The following is a 16,623-nucleotide window of genomic DNA, read 5'->3' as shown; positions in this document are numbered from 1 at the left end:
CTTACCAGCCTATGACGTGCCCGCGACGCGCCGGCAAGCTTTTCTTTGCCATAACAGCTTCGATAACGGAAATGTGGCCAAGGTTTGGCCTCATTCCCGCTTTCAGCGATCACTTTTTCCGAATGCTGCTTAGAGATTGCGACCGATGTTGAGGAATTTCTGGCGGCGGTCGTTGCGCAATTGTTCGCCCGAACGGCTGGAAAGTTCGGCAAGCGCGTTCGCAATCGTCTCGCCGGCCGAGCTTATCACGGCGTTCGGATCGCGATGCGCGCCGCCGACCGGCTCGGAGATGATGCCGTCGATGACGCCGAGAGCCTTGAGGTCATCGGCCGTTATCTTCATGTTGGTTGCGGCTTCCTTGGCGCGGGTGGAATCACGCCACAGGATCGAGGCCGCACCTTCGGGCGAAATGACGCTGTAGATCGAATGCTCGAGCATGTAGACGCGGTTGCCGACGGCAATCGCGATGGCGCCGCCCGAACCGCCTTCGCCGATGACGATGGAGATGATCGGCACCTTCACGCCAAGACACATCTCGGTCGAGCGGGCAATCGCTTCGGCCTGGCCGCGTTCTTCCGCCCCGACGCCGGGATAGGCGCCGGCGGTGTCGACCAGCGTGATGATCGGCAGCTGGAAGCGGTCGGCCATTTCGAGGATACGGATCGCCTTGCGGTAGCCTTCCGGCCGGGCGCTGCCGAAATTATGCTTCAGGCGGCTCTTGGTGTCGTTGCCCTTTTCCTGACCGATGAGGGCGACCGGCTGACCGCGAAAGCGGGCAAAGCCCGCCTGGATGGCGGCATCCTCGGAGAATTGGCGGTCGCCGGCCAGCGGCGTGAATTCCGTGAACAGCGTGCTGGCATAATCGACGAAATGCGGGCGCTGCGGATGGCGCGCGACCTGAGTCTTCTGCCAGGCGTTGAGCTTGGAATAGATATCGGCCGTTGCCTCGCGGACGCGGATTTCAAGCCGCCCGACTTCTTCGGACGTGTCGATGCTTTCGTCTTCGCTCGCCAGTTTCTTGAGCTCGTGAATCTTGCCTTCGAGATCCGAGATGGGTTTTTCGAAGTCCAGATAATTGTGCATGAGGTGCGTTTCCGATCCTTTTGCCCGTGACGAGAGATGGCGGCCTTAGCGTGTATGCCGGTCCTAATCCTGTTTTTTTGCCTGTTTGGCAAGGGGGTGATGCGTTTGGACCAGCTGATGAAGGCGTTCTTCCAGCACATGGGTATAGATTTGCGTCGTCGAAATGTCCGAATGGCCGAGAAGTTCCTGCACCACGCGCAGGTCGGCACCGTTGGCGAGAAGATGGCTTGCGAAGGCATGGCGCATCACATGCGGCGAGATCATCGAAGGCGTGAGACCGGCCCGAATGGCAAGATCCTTGAGATCGCGCGCGAAGACCTGGCGCGGCAGGTAGCCCTGTTTGGAGGCGGCGGGAAAAAGCCATGGGCTTTCCGGGGCGGGATGCTTGGCCTTTGCCGCAATCTCGGCCTGCAGCCGCCCATAGGCCTTCAACGCTGAAATGGCCGAATGCGACAGCGGCACCAGCCTCTCCTTGTTGCCCTTGCCACGGATTATGAGGAAGCGACCTTCCTGATCCAGCACCTTTGCCGGCAGCGAGACGAGTTCGCTGACGCGCATGCCGGTGGCGTAAAGCATTTCCAGAAGCACCAGCATGCGCAGGCGCTGCAACCGGTCGGGTCCGTCGGTCGAGGCTTCCTGTTCCGCCTGGGTCAGAAGCCTCGTCACCTGTTCGACGCCCATCGTCTTGGGAAGGGCGCGTCCCTTCTTGGGCGCATCGAGAATTCCCGTCGGGTCGTCGGTGCGCAGGCCTTCCGCATAGAGGAACTTGTAGAACTGCCGCATGGCAGAGAGGCGGCGTGCCTGGGAGGATGGCTTGAAACCCTGGCTCGACAGGCTGGAAAGATAGGCGCCAAGATCGTTGGGGCCGGCCTCCGTCAGGCGGACACCCTGCCCGGAGAGGAAGGAATGAAGATCTTCGAGATCGCGCTCATAGGATTGCAGCGTGTTGATTGCCGCGCCGCGCTCGGCACTCATCATCTCCAGAAAGGCTTCCAGATGGGCTCGCCCCAGATCCCTCTTGGCAGTTCGTGTGTTCTCGGTCCTTGCATTCCCGGTTTGCGCGCTCATGGTTTCAGCGAGCCAGTCGTTGGCGGGTTGAGGCGCTCAGGCGCAATACGGATCGTCACGTCGCGCGGCTGCGGATCGACGAATAGCACGAGCGCCCACATCGCTCCATAGACCGATCCGGCGATGACCGCGCAGATGACAAGGAAGCGAAACAGGGTCGGCATTCGAAAACTCTCCTTCGCCCGTTCATTGGCGTGGCGATGCGCGATAATTATGTCCTTCAAGGGTTAGCTGAAGGATATTGCAGACATGTTTACGGCAGCGGCGTCTTGACGCTACCAGCGCATTTGACGATACCGTTTCCAAAGAAATTGTGAATGGGCCGATGAGTGAACAAGTCCTGACCCTTGCCGAGAGCCTTAAAGACAGGGCGCGCGCTGCGCTGGGTCAGCGCAATCTCGTCTTCGTGGGATTGATGGGCGCAGGAAAATCCTCGATCGGCCGGCCCGTTGCGCAGCAGCTCGGCCTTCCCTTCGTCGATACGGATATCGAAATCGAGCGCGTGTCGCGCATGACGATTGCCGAACTGTTTGCCGCTTACGGCGAGGTGGAGTTCCGGGCGCTGGAAACGCGCGTCATCAAGCGGCTCCTCAAGGGCGGCCCGCGTGTCGTTTCGACCGGCGGCGGCGCCTTCATCAATGAAAGCACACGGCTACATGTCAAGCGCGGCAGCCTATCCGTCTGGCTGAAGGCCGATCTCGACGTGCTTTGGGACCGGGTCAACAAGCGTGACACGCGGCCGCTGCTCAAGACCGAGAATCCGAAACAGACCCTCGAGAACCTGATGAATGCGCGTTATCCGATCTATGCGGAAGCCGATCTCACGGTTCTTTCCCGCGACGTCAGCAAGGACATCATGGTCAAGGAAGTTCTTGCCGCCATCGCCGAGGGAAAGACAGCAGAAAGCAAAATGCCATGAATGCGATCACACCGGCCTTAGCAGAGCGTCTCGTGCGCGTGCCTCTTGGCGAGCGCGCCTATGACATCCTGATCGGCCCCGGCCTGATCGCGCGTGCAGGGCGTGAGATCGCAGCGCGGTTGAAGGGCCGCAAGGCGGCCATCATCACCGATGAGAACGTCGCACCGCTCTATCTCGATGCGTTGGTCGCAAGCCTTGAAGCGGCCGGCATCCAGGCCTCCAGTCTCGTTCTGCCCGCCGGGGAAAAGACCAAGAGCTTCGAGCATCTGATCACCGTGTGCGACGCGGTGCTGACCGCGCGCGTCGAGCGCAACGATGCGGTGATTGCGCTTGGCGGCGGCGTCATCGGCGATCTCTCGGGCTTTGCCGCCGGCATCGTGCGCCGCGGCGTCCGTTTCGTCCAGGTTCCGACTTCGCTTCTGTCGCAGGTGGATTCGTCCGTCGGCGGCAAGACCGGCATCAATACCCGTCACGGCAAGAACCTCGTCGGCGTCTTCCATCAGCCGGATCTCGTGCTTGCCGATACCGATGTGCTGAATACGCTCAGCGAGCGCGAATTCCGCGCCGGTTATGCCGAAGTCGCCAAATACGGCCTGATCGACAAGCCGGATTTCTTCGCCTGGCTGGAGGCAAACTGGAAGGATGTTTTTTCCGGTGGCGCGGCCCGCATCGAGGCGATCGCGGCAAGCTGTCAGGCAAAGTCCGATGTCGTCGTTGCCGACGAGCGCGAAAACGGACCGCGCGCCCTGCTCAATCTCGGCCACACTTTCGGCCATGCGCTCGAAGCGGCCACTGCCTATGATAGCCGCCGGCTGGTGCATGGCGAGGGTGTCGCGATCGGCATGGTGCTGGCGCATGAATTTTCCGCACGCCTCAATCTGGCAAGTCCCGATGATGCAAAGCGCGTCGAGACCCATTTGAAGGCCGTGGGCCTGCCGACACGGATGGGAGATATCCCTGGCGAGCTGCCACCGGCCGAAACGCTGATGGACGCGATCGCGCAGGACAAGAAGGTCAAGAGCGGCAAACTCACCTTCATCCTGACCCATGGCATCGGCCAGTCCTTCGTTGCCGACGACGTGCCGTCTTCCGAGGTCCTGAGCTTCCTGAAGGAAAAGCATCCCTGATGACGGTCGAGGGCACGCTGGCTGTGTTGTTGGAATATTGGCCCGAGATCGTCTCGATCGTCGTGCTCGTGCTGTTGTCGGCTTTTTTCTCCGGTTCGGAGACGGCGCTCACCGCCGTCTCGCGCACCCGCATCCATACGCTGGAAGCGAACGGCGACGAGCAGGCCGGGATCGTGCGTCGCCTGATCGAGCGGCGAGACCGGTTGATCGGCGCCTTGCTCATCGGCAATAATCTCGCGAACATTCTGGCCTCGTCGCTTGCGACCAGCGTGTTCCTCGGCCTGTTCGGCAATTCCGGCGTGGCGCTGGCGACGGCGGCGATGACGGTCATCCTCGTCATCTTCGCCGAAGTGCTGCCGAAAAGCTGGGCGATTTCGACGCCGGATCGTTTCGCCCTCAACGTCGCCAGCACCGTGCGGCTATTCGTTGCCGTGGTCGGCCCGGTCTCGAGTTTCGTCAATGCCATCGTCCGCTGGATTCTCGGCCTGTTCGGCATCAACCTTTCCAGGGAGGTATCGATGCTGTCGGCGCATGAGGAGTTGCGCGGTGCGGTGGACCTGCTTCATCGCGAGGGATCGGTCGTCAAGGCCGACCGCGACCGTCTGGGCGGCGTGCTCGATCTCGGCGAGCTGGAACTGTCCGACATCATGGTTCACCGCACGGCGATGCGCGCCATCAATGCCGACGACCCGCCAGAGATCGTGGTGCGCGCCATCCTCGACAGTCCCTATACGCGTATGCCGCTCTGGCGCGGCACGATCGACAACATCATCGGCGTGGTCCACGCCAAGGATCTGCTGCGGGCGTTGGCGGAGCGGAATGTCGAGCCGGAAAATCTCGACATCGTCAAGATCGCGCAAAAACCCTGGTTCGTGCCCGACAGCACCAATCTCGAAGATCAGCTCAATGCCTTCCTGCGCCGCAAGCAGCATTTTGCCGTCGTCGTCGACGAATATGGCGAGGTGCAGGGCATCGTTACTCTGGAGGACATTCTGGAGGAAATCGTCGGCGATATCGCCGACGAGCACGATCTCGATATCCAGGGCGTGCGTCAGGAGGCCGATGGCTCGATCGTCGTCGATGGCGTCGTGCCTATCCGCGACCTCAACCGCGCGCTCGACTGGGACCTGCCCGACGAAGAGGCGACTACCATTGCCGGCCTCGTCATCCACGAATCGATGACCATTCCGGAAGAGCGTCAGGCGTTCACCTTCTACGGCAAGCGCTTCATCGTCATGAAGCGGGAAAAGAACCGCATCACCAAGCTGCGCATTCGCCCCGCCGAGACGGAAGAGGCAAAGCCGGACTAGGCCGCCACCTTTTGCCCGGCTACCAGCGAACCGATTCGCCGGGGGCTGCAGGCTCCACGGCCAGCGCATGCAGGCCTGCGTCCAGTTCCGGCTTCAAAAGCTCGTTGATCGCCCTGTGCCGCGCAAGACGCGGCATGCCCGCGAACTTGGCGGAAACGATGCGAACTCTTATATGAGTCTCACCGGTTCCGGTCATGTCGGGTTGATGGCCCGCATGCAGGTGGCTTTCATTGATGACGGCAAGGCGCTCGGGCGCGAAAGCGTCGCTGAGCTTCCGCTCAATGCGGGATTGCAGTGTCGTTTCCATATTCCCGCTTCGACCTCGCTCTCGAAAAAAGGCTCCCACAAAGCCTATAACATTCCTGTTTGTCAATTCTTGTTGTGGGGTAACCAAGGCCCCATAATTAGGGCGCCATGAGACTTGATTCAAAATATTTCGATCGCATCCGTACCCGCCGCAAACGCGCGCAGGAGCCCGAGCAGGGCCCGCCGACGTGCCAGTGGGACGGCTGCGACAAGCACGGCACGCATCGCGCCCCGGTCGGGCGCAATGCGGAAGGGCAGTTCTTTTTGTTCTGCTTCGAGCACGTCAAAGAATACAACAAGGGCTACAATTATTTCTCCGGCCTCTCGGACGGGGAAATCGCGCGCTACCAGAAGGAAGCCATTACCGGCCACCGTCCGACCTGGACGGTCGGCGTCAACAAGGCGGCAAAGAACAGCCCCTTGCAGTCGGAAATCCGCTCTGGCGCCTATACCCGGGTTCGCGATCCCTTCGGGTTCGTCAAGGATGGCGACGGCCGCGGCAGCGGCCCGCGTTTCCCGCAGCAGCGCAAGCTGAAAACGCTGGAGGCGAAAGCATTCGACACGATGGGGCTCGGCGCCAATGCCTCGGCACCGGATATCAAGCGACGTTACAAGGAACTCGTGAAAATGCACCACCCCGATGCCAATGGCGGCGACCGTGGTTCCGAGGAGCGCTTTCGCGCGGTTATTCAGGCCTATCAATTATTGAAGCAGAACGGTTTTTGTTAATTCCCGTCCTTGCTCTCCGCCTTCAATCAGGTATGGTCCAAATCGGCTGAAGCTGCGGGCAACCGCGGCAGGGTGCGCATTTGGCTTGCTGCACCTCGGTCAACTTTCCGGACGCGGCGTTTCTTGTCCGGGGACTCTGTTCAAGGATGCTCGCAAGCGATCATATCATCGCGCCGAGATTTTGCTTTAGTCCCGGAGAAGTATCGCCGCTGTTCCGACCGAACGGATGCGGGCAACAAGCTGCGGCGTTTCGGATAAATCGGTTGAGTTTGATATGGCAGGGTGAGAGCCACCCGCCCTGGAGACATGATGAGCAAGATTGACCTTGATATTTCCGAAGTTCCCGACACAACCGTTTCGGTCCGTGAAGCCTTCGGCATTGATTCCGACATTCGCGTTCCTGCCTATAGTCAGGGCAGCGCCTACGTGCCCGATCTGGACACGGACTATCTCTTCGACCGCGAGACCACGCTCGCTATTCTCGCCGGCTTTGCTCACAACCGCCGCGTGATGATCTCGGGCTACCACGGCACAGGCAAGTCCTCGCATATCGAGCAGGTTGCCGCGCGCCTCAACTGGCCTTGCGTCCGCATCAACCTCGACAGCCATGTCAGCCGTATCGACCTCGTCGGCAAGGATGCGATCGTCGTCAAGGACGGGCTGCAGATCACCGAATTCAAGGATGGCATCCTGCCCTGGGCCTATCAGCACAATGTCGCGCTCGTCTTCGACGAATATGATGCCGGCCGCCCGGACGTGATGTTCGTCATTCAGCGCGTGCTGGAATCGTCGGGCCGCCTGACGCTGCTCGACCAGAGCCGCGTCATTCGTCCTCACCCCGCCTTCCGCCTGTTTGCGACCGCCAACACGATCGGTCTTGGCGACACGACCGGCCTCTATCACGGCACGCAGCAGATCAACCAGGCGCAGATGGACCGCTGGTCGATCGTGACGACGCTGAACTACCTGCCGCACAACAACGAAGTCGATATCGTGCTCGCCAAGGTGAAGTCCTTCCGCACCGACAAGGGTCGTGACACCGTTTCCAAGATGGTGCGCGTCGCCGACCTGACGCGCGCGGCCTTCATGAACGGCGATCTGTCGACCGTCATGAGCCCGCGTACCGTCATCACCTGGGCTGAGAATGCGGAAATCTTCGGCGATGTCGCCTTTGCCTTCCGCGTCACCTTCCTCAACAAGTGTGATGAGCTGGAGCGCCCGCTGGTCGCCGAGCACTATCAGCGCGCCTTCGGTGTCGAGCTGAAGGAAAGTGCCGCCAACATCGTGCTCGAAGCCTAAGGAAAAGCCGACACATCATGTCAGGTCGCGGAGATAATTCCAAAGCGAAGCCGGGTGCTCCGGTGGACATGGAGCCGTTGCGCAGGGCGATCACAGGCTGCGTGCGCTCGATCGCCGGCGATGCCGAGGTCGAGGTGGCATTTGCCAACGAACGCCCGGGGATGACCGGCGAGCGCATCCGCTTGCCGGAGCTTTCGAAGCGGCCGACAGCCCATGAGCTCGCGGTGACCCGCGGGCTTGGCGATTCGATGGCTCTGCGTCTTGCCTGTCACGACGCCCGCGTGCATGCCGTCATGGCGCCACAGGGTGCCGATGCCCGCAGCATCTTCGATGCCGTCGAGCAGGCACGCGTCGAATCGATCGGCTCGTTGCGCATGAGCGGCGTCGCCGCCAACCTCAATTCGATGAATACGGAGAAATACGCCAAGGCGAACTTCTCCGGCATCGAGCGGCAGGAAGACGCGCCGATCGGCGAAGCCATGGCAATGATCGTGCGTGAGAAGCTGACCGGCCAGAAGCCGCCGGAGAGCGCCGGCAAGGTTCTCGATCTCTGGCGCCCCTTCATCGAGCAAAAGACCGGCGGCGAACTAGATAATCTGCTTTCGGCGATCAACGACCAGCAGAGCTTCGCCCGTGTCGTGCGCACCATGCTGTCGGCCATGGAGATGGCCGAAGAGTATGGTGACGAGCAGTCCGAGCCCGACAGCGACGAGCAGCCGAGCGAAGAGGACAAGCCGAACGGCGAAGACCAGGATAATGACGACGTCAAGGAAGACGAGGGCTCCGACGCCGCTCCCGCGGAGGACAGCGAGGCCTCCGACGAGCAGATGGAGGACGGCGCAACCGAAGACGGCGGCGAGATTTCCGACGACGACATGAGCGAAGAAGGCGAGGAAGATTCGGAAACGCCGGGTGAAACCCGCCGTCCGAACACGCCCTTCGCTGACTTCAACGAGAAGGTCGACTACCACGTCTATACCGAGGAGTTCGACGAGACCACGACGGCACAGGAGCTCTGTGACACGGCCGAACTCGAACGCCTGCGCGCCTTCCTCGACAAGCAGCTTGCGCATCTGCAGGGTGCGGTGGGCCGGCTCGCAAACCGCCTGCAGCGTCGTCTGATGGCGCAGCAGAACCGTTCCTGGGATTTCGATCTGGAAGAGGGCTATCTCGATCCGGCCCGGCTGCCGCGTCTGATCATCGACCCGATGCAGGCGCTCTCCTTCAAGATGGAGCGCGACACGCAGTTCCGCGATACGGTCGTGACGCTGCTGATCGACAATTCGGGCTCGATGCGCGGACGGCCGATCACGGTTGCCGCCTCCTGCGCCGACATTCTGGCACGCACGCTGGAGCGCTGCGGCGTGAAGGTCGAGATCCTCGGCTTCACCACCAAGGCCTGGAAGGGCGGGCAGGCACGCGAGAAGTGGCTTGCCAGCGGCAAGCCGCAGACACCGGGCCGGCTGAACGATCTGCGTCACATCATCTACAAGTCGGCTGACGAGCCCTACCGCCGGTCGCGCAGCAATCTCGGCCTGATGATGCGCGAAGGCCTGCTCAAGGAGAACATCGATGGCGAGGCGCTGATCTGGGCGCATAACCGCCTGCTCGGGCGGCGCGAGCAGCGCCGCATTCTGATGATGATTTCGGATGGCGCGCCGGTCGACGATTCGACGCTGTCGGTCAATCCGGGCAATTATCTGGAGCGGCACCTGCGTGCCGTGATCGATCAGATCGAAACGCGTTCGCCCGTCGAACTTCTGGCCATCGGTATCGGCCATGACGTGACGCGGTATTATCGCCGCGCCGTTACCATCGTCGACGCCGACGAGCTCGCAGGTGCCATGACGGAGCAGCTTGCCTCACTGTTCGAAGATCAGACGAGCATGCCGCGCTCGCGCATGCGCCGCGCCAGCTGAGCGCGCTCGGGCCTCCTTCGGCATCGGCCTTGCGGCCGGTGCCCTTTCCGCCCGGGGGCATTGCTTTCTCTGGCCGACGTGCACGCAAAGCATGGACCGTTTTGACGGCGGCTGTTTTTGCAACACTGCTCGCCGGCTGCAATTCGGGCGATGATGGAGAAGAAGGTGGTTCGGCAAATATCCGCGCCACGGTGATTTCCACCTTCAGGCCGGGTTCGAATGAAACGCGGTTCGGCGCGCTGGAATTCGTCGGCGGCCTCGAACTCAGTTCGGACAACGCGCTTCTCGGCGCCATCTCTGCCATTCGCTTCCGTCCCGACCAACGCAATTTCATCTCCGTACTGGATACCGGTCATTGGCTGACCGGGGCGATCGAGCGCGACGACGGCGGACGGTTGAAGGGGATCGGCGACGCACGCATCATGCCGATGATCGAGCGCCGCGGCGCTGCCGATGTCGGCAAGGGGGGGCTGGATGCGGAGGGGCTGGCACTGCGGGGCAATCAAGTCCTCGTCAGCTATGAGCAATATCACCGCGTCGATGCCTATCCCGATCCTGGCTTCGAGATTTCGCCGCCTGATGGCGCCTTGCCCGTCCCCATCCCGAGGTTGCAGCTGCGCGCCAATCGCGGCCTCGAGGCGCTGATGATCGCGCCACAGTCCAGCCCGCTTGCCGGCGGTGCCGTCATCGTCACCGAGGAGAGCCTGGACGATGAGGGCAATATGCTTGCCGCCATTCTGGACGGGCCGTTGAATGGTCGTTTTACCATCCGGCATCATGCCGGCTTCAGCGTCAGCGACGGCGTGTTTCTACCCGATGGCGATCTATTGCTGCTGGAACGACGCTTCGCGCTGATGCATGGTCTCGGCGCGCGCATCCGCCGCATTGCCGGCAAGGATATCAAGCCGGGCGCGGTTGTGGATGGCGAGGTGATCTTCGAGGCCGGTTCAGGAGATCAGATCGACAATATGGAAGGCATAGACGTCTTCCGCGCCACCGACGGCTCTTTGCATCTCATCCTGATCTCGGACGACAATCACTCGATCCTGCAGCGCAGCCTCATGCTGGAATTTCGCCTGCATGACGAAAACGTCATGAGCCAGAACGAGAAATAGCGGACGGTCAGTTCCGCCCGCTACTGCTTTTGCTCGACAAGCATGTTGTATGCGCTGTCGTCAGTCGTTCAGGCGGTCGGCGCCTGCGACATCGGCTTCAGCATGTTCATCAGCGCGCCATAGGGCAGCAGCATGACGAGGCCGACGGTTACCTTCACCGAGAAATCGCCGATCGCCCAGGAAACCCAGCGCGGTGCCGATGTGGAGAAGGTGCCGAGGATCGGCGCCCAATCGATCGCGAAGGGATCGTTCGGTCCGAAGAAGACGAAGAAGGGCGCGAAGGCGAACGAGAAGAAGATCAACGTGTCCAGCATCGAGCCGATCAGGGAGCCGAACAGTGGCGCGCGCCACCAGGCCATGCGGCGCAGGCGGTTGAAGACCGAGATGTCGAGCAGCTGTCCGGCAAGATAGGCCGAGCCGGAAGCGATCGCGATGCGCGGCTGCGCCGTATAGAAGGACAGCGCGACGCCGACGACGAAGCCGGCAAACACCACCTTGCGCGCAGCCTTGGGGCCGAACTGGCGGTTGGTCAGATCGGTGATGAGGAAGGCGACCGGGTAGGTAAAAGCGCCCCAGGTCAGGATATCCGCGAGATTGATGCCGGCGAGCGTGGCCTGCAGCGGATACTGCACGAGGATGTTCGAGGCAACGACGACCAGCGTCATCAACAGAACGTAGATAAGGGTGTGACGTAGTGTCAGCATTTTTTTATCCTGGGAGATGCCACCAGTTGAACGAAACCGGACATGGAAAAAGGCTTGTCCGGAAATGATCCGTGCAAGCCTCTCAGTCCGTATGATAGTCGCGAAGTGCTAGAGCTTAGGCAGCGACTGCCGCTTCAGCGGACTTCTTGACGATCTGGCGACGCAGCAGGCGGGCGCGCATGCTGAGCTCGTTTTCGCTTGCCTTGATAAGGAAAGCGTCCAGACCGCCGCGGTGTTCGACCGAGCGAAGCGCTGCAGCGGAAACGCGCAGACGATAGCGCTGGCCGAGAACGTCGGAGATCAGCGTGACCTGGCAGAGGTTCGGCAGGAACCGACGCTTGGTCTTGTTGTTGGCGTGGCTAACGTTGTTGCCCACGAGGACGGCCTTGCCGGTCAATTCGCACATGCGGGACATGGTACACCTACTTTTGTTTTTCTCGGCCATCGAATAGACATCCCGGGCAAAACCCGACGCGCAATCCAACAGGCCATAATTGGAAAGTTGCGGTTCTATAGTCAGAGCGGCCGGCCGCGTCAAGCCAAACCTTGTGTTTTCCCGTAATTCCGTCAAAAAGCTGCTGTTGTCTGGCGCTCGCAGCAGGTGAGCAAAACGACTATATAACTTGCCTGATCCTCGTTGAAGGCCCTGATTATGGTTCAAATTCGGAAGTGGCTTCTCATTTCAGCGATCGTTGCGTCGATGCCGGCGATGGCATTGGCCGACGTGCTGCGGCACGAAACGCGCTATCGCGTTTCCCTGGCCGGGCTGCCGATCGCCAGGGCCGATTTCAAGACCGAGGTCACCGGCAAGCAGTTCACCATCCGTGGCGATATCACGTCCGCGGGGCTTGCCGATCTTGTCACGTCAATCGATGCGAGGACCGATGTGACCGGTGTCGTCGCCGACAGCAAGCTGCAGGCAACGCACTACACGCTCTTCTACAAGAGCGGCAAGAAAGAGCGTACCTATGATGTTGCCTATGCCAACGGCAATGTGACGTCGAATACGATCACGCCCGAACCGAAGCGGCCGGATACCTGGGTCCCGCTTACGGGAGAGGATCTGAAGTCCGTGCTCGATCCGATATCGGGCATGATTTTTCCGATCACGCCGAGCCTCAACCTCTGCAATCAGACGTTGGCCGTGTTCGACGGCGAGATGCGCATGGATCTGAAACTGTCGCCAAAGGGATCGCATCCCTTCTCGACCGACGGCTTCAAGGGTAAGACGGTTGCCTGCGGCGTGCGTTTCACGCCGAAGAGCGGCTATAAGAGCACGCGCAAGGATTATGTCTATCTCGCCAAGAGCGACAATATGGAAATCTGGTTTGCCAAGGCCGATGCCATGAATGTCTATGCTCCGGTCTACGTCCGCATACCCACGCAATATGGGACGGTGACGATCACAGCCGTAAAATACGGCAGCTAGGACCGCCAAAAGCTCGATAGGGGCGCTTGACGGTCTAGGCCATCAATTTCTACGCAATTCCGCATGGAAAATCGCTATGCATTTTCCTGGAATTGCTTCAGCGGGTCTGGGATGCCCGCAGTAACGAGCCGGGGGGCAGGGGTGAAATTTCGCGCGACATTGACGGGTTTCTCGGCGATCGTGATGTGGTCGTTTCTGGCGCTTTTGACGGTGGCATCCGGCAAGATGCCGCCGTTTCAGCTGCTCGCCATCTGCTTTGCGATCGGCAGCATCCCCGGCATCGTCGTGCTCCTGCTGCGACCCGAGCGTCTGCGACTGCTGCGCCAGCCTGCCAGGGTCTGGATCACGGGTATTGTCGGCCTGTTCGGCTACCACTTCCTCTATTTCACGGCGCTGCGTCATGCGCCGGCGGTGGAAGCCGGGCTGATCGCCTATCTCTGGCCGCTGTTGATCGTCGTCGGCTCGGCCTTGCTGCCCGGCGAGCGGCTACGCTGGTATCACATCGTCGGCGCGCTGATGGGGCTCGCGGGTACGGTTCTGATCGTCGGCCGCAACGGCTTTCATTTCGAAGGCGCCTATGCCGTTGGCTATGGCGCGGCTTTTCTGTGTGCCTTCACCTGGTCCGGCTATTCGCTGATCACGCGCCGTTTCGAGGCGGTTTCCACCGACGTCGTCACGCTATTCTGCCTCGCGACATCGATTCTCTCGTTCCTCTGCCATCTTGGGCTGGAAGAGACCATCTGGCCGGAGAGCACGGCTCAGTGGGGCGCGGTGCTCGGATTGGGTCTCTTTCCGGTCGGGGCGGCCTTCTATGCCTGGGATTACGGCGTCAAGAATGGCGACATCCAGATTCTCGGCGCGGCAAGCTATGCCGCACCGTTGCTCTCGACGCTGATCCTGACGCTTTTCGGCTTTGCCGAGCCGAGCTGGGGCATAGCGCTTGCCTGCCTGCTCGTCACCGGCGGCGCGGTGCTTGCCGCCCATCGCATGATCCTGCGCCGGGACAAAACCGGCCCCGTACAGGCTGAGGCGGCGGAATAGCTCCGCCGCGATCGCTGCCTGTTATCCTCGGTGTCATTTCTTGAAGACCTCTTCCAGGAAGGTGGCAAGCGACGGCCGCCAGACATCCATTTCATGCTGGAGATCCGGATATTCGTGGTATTCGTGCTTGATCTTCTTCTCGTCGAGCGTCGCCTTCAGGCCGGCCACATCCTTGCCGACGACCCCATCCTTGCTGCCGACCGTCACCGTGAAGTTGCGCAGCGCCTTGTTGACCTTGTCCGGTTCGTTCAGCGCCGCATCGACGGCCTTGTTCGGCGAGCTGGTGGTGCTGACGCCGCTGAAGGTCGCGACCCAGCCGAAGGTGCCGAGATGCGACAGCCCGGAGACAAGCGCCTGGTATCCGCCCTGTGAAAGACCGGCGACGGCACGGCCGTCCGCGTCGTTCCGCACCCGGTAGTGCTGCTTCATATAGGGGATGAGATCATCGATCAGCTCTCGATCGGCCGCCTCGGCATTGGCCGGAAAGAACACCTTGCGGATGTCCGAGCTAGGCATATTCTCGGCGATGGCGTCCGGCACGTCGGTTTCCGTGTCGGGGATGACGACGATCATCGGCTCGATCTTCTTCTCGGCCAGAAGGTTATCGAGGATCTGCGGTGCTCGACCCTGTGCCACCCAGGAGCCGACGGTGTCGCCAAAGCCGTGATAGAGATAGAGGACCGGCAACGGCTTCGATGAATCGGTGTAGCCGGGCGGCGTGTAGACATACATCTGCCGTTCCGATTTCAGCGCCTTGGAATTCAGGGTCACGAGCCTGAGATCGCCATGCGGCACGTTGCGGATGTCGAGAATGCTGCCCGGCACCAGGATGAGGCTTGTGTTCACGTGCCGCTGCGGCTTGGGCGCATTGGTGCCGGTATCGATGCTGCGAAAACCGTCGATGTTGAAATAATATTCGTAGAGATCGGGCTTCAATACGTCCGTCTTGACGCTCCAGGTGCCGTCGTCGCCGCGCTGCATCGCCAGCGGATCGCGCGATCCGAGGCCGACGGAGACCGCCTTTGCCGCCGGCGCGTAGAGGCGGAACGTGATCGAACCGTCCTTTTCGACCGAGGTCACGAAGTTTTTCAGGGGCTGTTCGGCCGGTGGCGACGCCGGCGCATCGATGGCAAGGGCAGGAGCGCTCATGACAGAGCCTGCGGCGACGAGCAAAGGAAACAATAGGCGCACGAAAAAACCTCCTCCAGTTGAATCAATCTTCTCTCTCCCCTTGTAAAGCTGACACAGAGCGGCGCTTTTTCAAGGTCGCCGCACTGCGTTGTCTGGCCGCAATACCGGCCTGTGTCGGTGAAAGCTGAAAGAGGTTCAGCTGAAGGAGGGTTTCCAGTCCGGGGCAGCCATTTCGAAACTCGAGAATTCGAAGCCGGGGGCGACCGTGCAGCCGACGAGCGTGAATTCGCCGAGGCTTTCGGCCGATTGCCACCAGTCGGCCGGAATGATCGCCTGCGGGCGTTCGCCCTTTGCGAGATCCAAGCCGAGCACGAGCGTCTCGCTGGCCTTGCCATCGGCCGAGCGACGCAGTGCGAGCGGCGCGCCGGCATAGTAATGCCAGACCTCAGCGGCATCGCGCACTCGGTGCCAATGCGAGCGGTCGCCCGCTTCAAGCAGGTAGTAGATCGCCGTGGAATGGCCGCGTGCGTCGCCGTTCTCGTCGCGAAATGTCTGCACGTACCAGCCGCCTTCCGGATGCTGCTGCATGGAAAGCGTTTCGATGATCTCTTTTGCCTGCATCAGAAATTGTCCTTGCGCTTGCGGATCTCGGCGAAGACCTCGTCGTTGCTGCGGCTCTCCATCAGCAGGTGGCGGCGGATCGAAGGATCGGCGGCACGCAGGAACGGGTTTGTTTCCTTCTCCAGCGCGAGCGTCGTCGGGATGGTGAACTTGCCGGCCGCCCTCAATGCCTCGATATCGGCCGCACGGGATTTCAGCCGCTCGTTGTCGGGATCGATGGTCAGCGCGAATCGGGCGTTAGAGAGCGTATATTCATGGCCGAAATAGACGGCCGTTTCGTCCGGCAGCACGGCGAGCTTCTGCAGCGAGGCCCACATGTCGGCCGGCGTGCGCTCGAACAGCCGGCCGCAGCCCAGTGCAAACAGCGTGTCGGCGGCAAAGAGCAGCTTGTCGTCGGCGAAGTGATAGCAGACGTGGCCGGCGGTATGGCCGGGCGTTTCGATGACATTGACCGTATGGCCGGCGAACTCGAACGTATCGCCGCCGGCAACGGCGCGATCGAGGCCGGGAATGGCGACAGCCTCGTTGATCGGGCCGATGATCTCGCAGCCGAACTGCTCCTTCAGCGCCAGATTGCCTTCGACATGATCGGTGTGGTGATGGGTCGTCAGGATATGGCTGATCGTCCAGCCGCGGCGATCGGCGGCCTTCAGGATCGCATCCGCCTCCGGAGCGTCGATCGATGCCGTCAACCCGGTTTCGGGATCATGGACCAAGACGCCGTAATTGTCGGAACGGCAGATAAAAATCTCTAATTCCAATGGTTTCATGATCAAAATCGTCCTCGTCTTTTCCGTTGCCATAGAATGTAAGCCGATCGGC

General features: G+C 61.1%; 18 protein-coding genes. 9 read left to right on the top strand and 9 right to left on the bottom strand.

Going from position 1 to position 16,623, the window contains the following annotated elements; translation table 11 throughout:
- Positions 1 to 129: 129 nt before the first annotated feature.
- The 3 genes from ACIQWP_RS18295 to ACIQWP_RS18285 all read right to left on the bottom strand — a co-directional run bounded on the left by ACIQWP_RS18295 (position 130) and on the right by ACIQWP_RS18285 (position 2,315).
- Complete coding sequence (locus ACIQWP_RS18295; protein WP_402790030.1) at positions 130 to 1,083, bottom strand: acetyl-CoA carboxylase carboxyltransferase subunit alpha; 954 nt, start codon at positions 1,081 to 1,083, stop codon at positions 130 to 132.
- 63 nt (positions 1,084 to 1,146) lie between these two features.
- The gene (gene xerD, locus ACIQWP_RS18290) at positions 1,147 to 2,151 is read right to left on the bottom strand and encodes a site-specific tyrosine recombinase XerD (RefSeq protein WP_402790027.1); all 1,005 of its coding nucleotides are present in this window, start codon (positions 2,149 to 2,151) and stop codon (positions 1,147 to 1,149) included.
- Positions 2,148 to 2,315: a hypothetical protein gene (locus ACIQWP_RS18285; protein WP_402790024.1), complete on the bottom strand. Its 168-nt coding sequence runs from the start codon at positions 2,313 to 2,315 to the stop codon at positions 2,148 to 2,150. The genes xerD and ACIQWP_RS18285 overlap by 4 nt, the downstream gene beginning before the upstream one ends.
- A gap of 161 nt (positions 2,316 to 2,476) precedes the next feature.
- Here ACIQWP_RS18285 and ACIQWP_RS18280 point away from each other — a divergent pair, with 161 nt between their 5' ends.
- The 3 genes from ACIQWP_RS18280 to ACIQWP_RS18270 are packed head-to-tail and all read left to right on the top strand — an operon-like array spanning position 2,477 to position 5,507.
- Positions 2,477 to 3,070, top strand: a complete 594-nt coding sequence (locus ACIQWP_RS18280; RefSeq protein WP_402790022.1) for a shikimate kinase — start codon at positions 2,477 to 2,479, stop codon at positions 3,068 to 3,070.
- Positions 3,067 to 4,197: a 3-dehydroquinate synthase gene (aroB, locus tag ACIQWP_RS18275; RefSeq protein ID WP_402790019.1), complete on the top strand. Its 1,131-nt coding sequence runs from the start codon at positions 3,067 to 3,069 to the stop codon at positions 4,195 to 4,197. The genes ACIQWP_RS18280 and aroB overlap by 4 nt, the downstream gene beginning before the upstream one ends.
- A complete protein-coding gene (locus tag ACIQWP_RS18270) occupies positions 4,197 to 5,507 on the top strand; it encodes an HlyC/CorC family transporter (protein ID WP_402790016.1) in 1,311 nt (436 codons plus the stop codon). The genes aroB and ACIQWP_RS18270 overlap by 1 nt, the downstream gene beginning before the upstream one ends.
- Positions 5,508 to 5,526: 19 nt before the next feature.
- Here the strand turns inward: ACIQWP_RS18270 and ACIQWP_RS18265 are convergent, their stop codons facing one another.
- Positions 5,527 to 5,814 carry a BolA family protein gene (locus ACIQWP_RS18265; protein WP_402790013.1) on the bottom strand — a complete coding sequence of 96 codons (288 nt, stop codon included), beginning with the start codon at positions 5,812 to 5,814 and terminating at the stop codon, positions 5,527 to 5,529.
- Positions 5,815 to 5,921: 107 nt separating this feature from the next.
- Between ACIQWP_RS18265 and ACIQWP_RS18260 the strand changes: the two genes are divergently transcribed.
- The 4 genes from ACIQWP_RS18260 to ACIQWP_RS18245 all read left to right on the top strand — a co-directional run bounded on the left by ACIQWP_RS18260 (position 5,922) and on the right by ACIQWP_RS18245 (position 10,875).
- Positions 5,922 to 6,542 carry a J domain-containing protein gene (locus ACIQWP_RS18260; protein ID WP_402790010.1) on the top strand — a complete coding sequence of 207 codons (621 nt, stop codon included), beginning with the start codon at positions 5,922 to 5,924 and terminating at the stop codon, positions 6,540 to 6,542.
- A gap of 309 nt (positions 6,543 to 6,851) precedes the next feature.
- Complete coding sequence (gene cobS / locus ACIQWP_RS18255; RefSeq protein WP_402790007.1) at positions 6,852 to 7,841, top strand: cobaltochelatase subunit CobS; 990 nt, start codon at positions 6,852 to 6,854, stop codon at positions 7,839 to 7,841.
- A gap of 17 nt (positions 7,842 to 7,858) precedes the next feature.
- Complete coding sequence (gene cobT, locus ACIQWP_RS18250; protein ID WP_402790005.1) at positions 7,859 to 9,760, top strand: cobaltochelatase subunit CobT; 1,902 nt, start codon at positions 7,859 to 7,861, stop codon at positions 9,758 to 9,760.
- 101 nt (positions 9,761 to 9,861) lie between these two features.
- On the top strand, positions 9,862 to 10,875 hold the full coding sequence (locus ACIQWP_RS18245; RefSeq protein WP_402790002.1) for an esterase-like activity of phytase family protein: 1,014 nt from the start codon (positions 9,862 to 9,864) through the stop codon (positions 10,873 to 10,875).
- A gap of 68 nt (positions 10,876 to 10,943) precedes the next feature.
- On the opposite strand, the gene ACIQWP_RS18240 is transcribed toward ACIQWP_RS18245, so the two are convergent.
- Both ACIQWP_RS18240 and rpmB read right to left on the bottom strand, forming a co-directional pair.
- On the bottom strand, positions 10,944 to 11,579 hold the full coding sequence (locus ACIQWP_RS18240) for a queuosine precursor transporter (protein ID WP_402789999.1): 636 nt from the start codon (positions 11,577 to 11,579) through the stop codon (positions 10,944 to 10,946).
- A gap of 115 nt (positions 11,580 to 11,694) precedes the next feature.
- Positions 11,695 to 11,994 (bottom strand): 50S ribosomal protein L28, encoded by a 300-nt coding sequence (gene rpmB, locus ACIQWP_RS18235; protein ID WP_004107717.1) that lies wholly within the window; start codon positions 11,992 to 11,994, stop codon positions 11,695 to 11,697.
- Positions 11,995 to 12,231: 237 nt separating this feature from the next.
- Here rpmB and ACIQWP_RS18230 point away from each other — a divergent pair, with 237 nt between their 5' ends.
- Both ACIQWP_RS18230 and ACIQWP_RS18225 read left to right on the top strand, forming a co-directional pair.
- Positions 12,232 to 13,008, top strand: coding sequence for a DUF3108 domain-containing protein (locus ACIQWP_RS18230; protein ID WP_402789996.1), 777 nt, complete (start codon positions 12,232 to 12,234; stop codon positions 13,006 to 13,008).
- A 141-nt stretch (positions 13,009 to 13,149) separates the two neighbouring features.
- A complete protein-coding gene (locus ACIQWP_RS18225; protein WP_402789994.1) occupies positions 13,150 to 14,049 on the top strand; it encodes a DMT family transporter in 900 nt (299 codons plus the stop codon).
- Between the two features lie 33 nt (positions 14,050 to 14,082).
- Here the strand turns inward: ACIQWP_RS18225 and ACIQWP_RS18220 are convergent, their stop codons facing one another.
- The 3 genes from ACIQWP_RS18220 to gloB all read right to left on the bottom strand — a co-directional run bounded on the left by ACIQWP_RS18220 (position 14,083) and on the right by gloB (position 16,571).
- Positions 14,083 to 15,240 carry an esterase gene (locus ACIQWP_RS18220; RefSeq protein WP_402789991.1) on the bottom strand — a complete coding sequence of 386 codons (1,158 nt, stop codon included), beginning with the start codon at positions 15,238 to 15,240 and terminating at the stop codon, positions 14,083 to 14,085.
- A 135-nt stretch (positions 15,241 to 15,375) separates the two neighbouring features.
- Positions 15,376 to 15,801 carry a cupin domain-containing protein gene (locus ACIQWP_RS18215; RefSeq protein WP_402789988.1) on the bottom strand — a complete coding sequence of 142 codons (426 nt, stop codon included), beginning with the start codon at positions 15,799 to 15,801 and terminating at the stop codon, positions 15,376 to 15,378.
- Positions 15,801 to 16,571, bottom strand: a complete 771-nt coding sequence (gene gloB, locus ACIQWP_RS18210) for a hydroxyacylglutathione hydrolase (RefSeq protein WP_402789985.1) — start codon at positions 16,569 to 16,571, stop codon at positions 15,801 to 15,803. Before gloB ends, ACIQWP_RS18215 begins: the two co-directional genes overlap by 1 nt.
- Positions 16,572 to 16,623 lie beyond the last annotated feature (52 nt).

The sequence above is a fragment of the Rhizobium sp. NPDC090279 genome, from assembly GCF_044769665.1.
In the GTDB taxonomy this organism is placed as follows: Bacteria; Pseudomonadota; Alphaproteobacteria; order Rhizobiales; family Rhizobiaceae; genus Rhizobium.
This window is presented reverse-complemented; position numbering and strand designations above follow the sequence as displayed.

Coding starts and splice junctions, on each gene's coding strand:
- ACIQWP_RS18270 (WP_402790016.1), top strand. CDS start 4,197: ATGACGGTCGAGGGCACGCTGGCTGTGTTGTTGGAATATTGGCCCGAG.
- gloB (WP_402789985.1), bottom strand. CDS start 16,571: ATGAAACCATTGGAATTAGAGATTTTTATCTGCCGTTCCGACAATTAC.
- ACIQWP_RS18265 (WP_402790013.1), bottom strand. CDS start 5,814: ATGGAAACGACACTGCAATCCCGCATTGAGCGGAAGCTCAGCGACGCT.
- ACIQWP_RS18285 (WP_402790024.1), bottom strand. CDS start 2,315: ATGCCGACCCTGTTTCGCTTCCTTGTCATCTGCGCGGTCATCGCCGGA.
- ACIQWP_RS18240 (WP_402789999.1), bottom strand. CDS start 11,579: ATGCTGACACTACGTCACACCCTTATCTACGTTCTGTTGATGACGCTG.
- ACIQWP_RS18280 (WP_402790022.1), top strand. CDS start 2,477: ATGAGTGAACAAGTCCTGACCCTTGCCGAGAGCCTTAAAGACAGGGCG.
- rpmB (WP_004107717.1), bottom strand. CDS start 11,994: ATGTCCCGCATGTGCGAATTGACCGGCAAGGCCGTCCTCGTGGGCAAC.
- xerD (WP_402790027.1), bottom strand. CDS start 2,151: ATGAGCGCGCAAACCGGGAATGCAAGGACCGAGAACACACGAACTGCC.
- cobT (WP_402790005.1), top strand. CDS start 7,859: ATGTCAGGTCGCGGAGATAATTCCAAAGCGAAGCCGGGTGCTCCGGTG.
- ACIQWP_RS18215 (WP_402789988.1), bottom strand. CDS start 15,801: ATGCAGGCAAAAGAGATCATCGAAACGCTTTCCATGCAGCAGCATCCG.
- aroB (WP_402790019.1), top strand. CDS start 3,067: ATGAATGCGATCACACCGGCCTTAGCAGAGCGTCTCGTGCGCGTGCCT.
- ACIQWP_RS18230 (WP_402789996.1), top strand. CDS start 12,232: ATGGTTCAAATTCGGAAGTGGCTTCTCATTTCAGCGATCGTTGCGTCG.
- ACIQWP_RS18295 (WP_402790030.1), bottom strand. CDS start 1,083: ATGCACAATTATCTGGACTTCGAAAAACCCATCTCGGATCTCGAAGGC.
- cobS (WP_402790007.1), top strand. CDS start 6,852: ATGAGCAAGATTGACCTTGATATTTCCGAAGTTCCCGACACAACCGTT.
- ACIQWP_RS18260 (WP_402790010.1), top strand. CDS start 5,922: ATGAGACTTGATTCAAAATATTTCGATCGCATCCGTACCCGCCGCAAA.